Annotated in this window: 3 protein-coding genes; 1 reads left to right on the top strand and 2 read right to left on the bottom strand. The window is 34.9% G+C overall.

Annotated elements, in window-relative coordinates:
- Positions 1–311: 311 nt before the first annotated feature.
- Together F6K13_RS24790 and F6K13_RS24795 are read right to left on the bottom strand one after the other, a co-directional pair.
- Positions 312–545, bottom strand: a complete 234-nt coding sequence (locus tag F6K13_RS24790; protein ID WP_124143619.1) for a tetratricopeptide repeat protein — start codon at positions 543–545, stop codon at positions 312–314.
- A gap of 150 nt (positions 546–695) precedes the next feature.
- A complete protein-coding gene (locus F6K13_RS24795) occupies positions 696–899 on the bottom strand; it encodes a hypothetical protein (RefSeq protein WP_124143618.1) in 204 nt (67 codons plus the stop codon).
- 533 nt (positions 900–1432) lie between these two features.
- Here F6K13_RS24795 and F6K13_RS24800 point away from each other — a divergent pair.
- Complete coding sequence (locus tag F6K13_RS24800; RefSeq protein WP_124143625.1) at positions 1433–2629, top strand: methyltransferase domain-containing protein; 1197 nt, start codon at positions 1433–1435, stop codon at positions 2627–2629.
- Positions 2630–3360: the final 731 nt, after the last annotated feature.

Here is a 3360-nt window from a genome sequence, read left to right on the forward strand (position 1 = left end):
CATCAGTATTGTATAGCAAAAATAGGGAACACTTAACTGGGAACAGGGAACAGGCAGGAATACTTAAGGGCAATAAAAAAAACTTAAATTCCCTGTAGATATTCACCCTTGGGTTTACACAAACGCGCCCCAGCGGACATGATATCAGTCTAGTAGGGTGCGTTAATGAAATGTAAAGCAGCATGATTATGATACCCGGTTAATTAAAAATGGTGCGTTACAACGGATTGTTAAATACCTTATGATAGCGAGTAATTAATGCCGTCTAACACACCCTACTTGACTCTCAAGTCCCTACCGAATTCTGACTTCTATTTCAAATTCTCCAATACCTCAGAAGTAATCGGATTTTCACCCTTTTTCAACGCCGAAATCCAACTTTGACGTTTTGCTTTTTCCTCCCCATCTTCCACCAAATCTACGAATACTTGAAAATCAGAAATCGCTCCCTGATAATCCCCTGTTAATACCCTCGCTAAACCGCGACTATCCAGAATTCCACCATCATTAGGACTCAATTCAACTGCTTTTTCACAAGCGAACATCACATCTTGAGCCTGATTATATAAGCTACCAAACCAACAGATTGAATTCCAATCCTGAGCACCTATTTCTAAGTCTGAATCTAATTTTTGTGCTTCATTGTAAAGGCTAATTGCCTGTTCTATTTTTCCCTCTATTACTAATTTTTTTCCCTATTCTACTTTACCAGTAGCAGCTAACCTTTTCGCCACAACTGCTGGGTCTGTTTCTTTTGTTTCTGTATCGGGGTCAAGGTCAATTTCTGGTAAGAATTCTTGTGCTTCTTTAAAGAGAGAAATTGCCTCATTTATTTTGCCCTCTATTACTAATTTTTTTCCCTGTTCTACTTTACCAGGAGCAGCTAACCTTTTCGCCACAACTTCTGGGTCTGTTTCTTTTGTTTCTGTATCGGGGTCAAGGTCAATTTCCGGCGACCATTTTTGGGCTTGTTTGAAGATAGAAATTGCCTGCTCTATTTTGCCCTCTGTTGCCAGCCTTCTTTAGCCCAATTCTATTAAAGAGCGAAAAAAAGTGCAACTTTTTAAGCTTGAGCGACTAAAAAGTTAGGATAAAAGGGAGAATAATTGTAGAAAAATCAAGGGATAAAATATCCGACTCCCTCCTCTAAATTCCCCATTCCTCCTGACTTCCCCTCCTGGGAGGGGTTAGGGGTGGGTTGACTCCTACCTCATACCAAAAAACTTATTCAGCAAACCCTATTTATTCTCTTATTCTTTACTTTTTCTCAGCAAATACTCATTTAAAAGTGTTTTAAATAAAAATATATAACTAGATAAATTTTCACAATATATAAATCATACTTTGTGAAAATTTACTTAATGTGTGTCATCTTCAGCTTGATTATTTGGTAGATATAATGAATTGGGAAAATTTTGAACAAGATTTATTTATGACCGATACAACCACAAATGAAAAATTGACTGCTAACTATAATATTGAAAATGCAGTTTTAACGCGTTATCAAGCAGGCGCTCAACAAGTACAACCAGATCTATGTTGTCCGACTGAATATGAGGAAAATTATCTAGATATTTTACCTCAAGAAATTATTCAAAAAGATTATGGTTGTGGAGACCCTACTCGTTATATTTCTCCTGGAGAAACAGTTGTAGATTTAGGTTCGGGCGCTGGAAAAAATTGCTATATTCTTGCTCAAAAAGTTGGTGCTGAAGGGCAAGTAATAGGAGTAGATTTTAATGATGATATGTTAGGATTAGCTCGAAAATATCAAAATGAAATAGCTACTAAAATTGGATACAAAAATACTAAATTTGTCAAAGGAAAAATTCAGGATTTAGCCCTTGATTTAGACATAGTTGAACAGTGGCTTACTGCAAATCCTATTACTTCTATTGATGCTCTAGCAGCTTTTGAATCAGAATGTAATGCTCTCCGCAAAGAACAACCTTTAATTCGAGATAATAGTGTTGATGTAGTAATTTCTAATTGTGTGTTGAATTTAGTTCGCCCCCAAGATAAAGAAAAACTATTTAGTGAAATTTATAGAGTTTTAAAGCGAGGTGGTAGAGCAATTATTTCTGATATTGTCTGTGATGAAGACCCCACTCCAGACATTATTAATGACCCGGAATTATGGAGTGGTTGTATTGCTGGAGCATTTCGAGAAGATGTTTTTCTAAAAATGTTTGAAGAGGCTGGTTTTTATGGAGTTGAAATTCTCAAACGTCAAGAAAAACCATGGCAAGTAATAGATGGAATTGAATTTAATTCTGTGACAGTTCGTGCTTTTAAAGGAAAAGAAGGAGAATGTTTAGAAAGGAATCAGGCTGTAATTTACAAAGGTCCTTGGAAACAGGTGGTTGATGATGATGGTCATACTTTGTACAGAGGTCAAAGAATGGCTGTTTGTGATAAAACTTTCAAAATTTATACAGACCAAAATGGTCCTTATTATCAAGATTTTTTGCCTGTTGAACCTTATACAGATATTCCATTAAATTCAGCACAACAATTTGATTGCCGACGTTCTAAAAATAGGCATCCGAAGGAAACTAAAGGTTTAGATTATCGAATTACAAGTGTTAATGATAATACGGATTGTTGTAGTCCTTCAGATTGTGGTTGAATTAAATCAAAAATAGTCTTAAATTACAGACTGGGATAATTCTAATATCATGTCTGGTTTAATACTTATAAATCATTGAGTAGCAGAGCAGGGATAGATTTGCCGTTGAAGTGAGAAGATGATTTTTTTCATCACTAATTAGGCGGATCTAATATCAATGCTTTGACTTTAAATACAGTAGAAACGAGAGACTAATTTCTACTGTATTTTTTTGTATAACAGAAGGAAGAAGCAAAAATCTGGCGTTGTCTGAGTTTTCAGCTTTTAGGGGAAGTGGTAGATATGTAGCGGTCATAAAAATTATTCAATTTTAAAATACTTAATTTTTGATTTTTTTTAAATTTTTATAGTTTAGGCATACCACCGGGTAAAAGAAATATTTATGGCGAGCGATCGCTCTCTAAAAATCATTGTTTAATTTGGCAGAATTTAGGTTCTCATAATATAAAGTCGATCGATATAGATGCCAAATTAGTTCTGTACATATTTTTGGTCAGTTTATAATCAAGTTTTTCTATCAATCAGACATAAAACAGTAGAAAAATAAATAGGTACAACAAGTTATATTGGGGTGCATCTCATATTTGCAAAAATACTTTTTCCTATATATTCCCTGTTGCCTGTTGCCTGTTGCCTGTTGCCTAAAAGCGATAAATTTTTGGCTTTATTCAAAATTGAGATGCACCCTTCCTTCTTCCTTCTTTCTTCTTCCTTCTTCCTTCTTCTAACTG

The sequence above is a fragment of the Okeania sp. SIO2B9 genome (genome assembly GCF_010672505.1).
Taxonomy (GTDB): domain Bacteria; phylum Cyanobacteriota; class Cyanobacteriia; order Cyanobacteriales; family Microcoleaceae; genus Okeania; species Okeania hirsuta.

Bases quoted from the DNA above. Each gene is read 5' to 3' on its own strand.
- F6K13_RS24790 (WP_124143619.1), bottom strand. From the start codon at position 545: ATGTTCGCTTGTGAAAAAGCAGTTGAATTGAGTCCTAATGATGGTGGA.
- F6K13_RS24800 (WP_124143625.1), top strand. From the start codon at position 1,433: ATGACCGATACAACCACAAATGAAAAATTGACTGCTAACTATAATATT.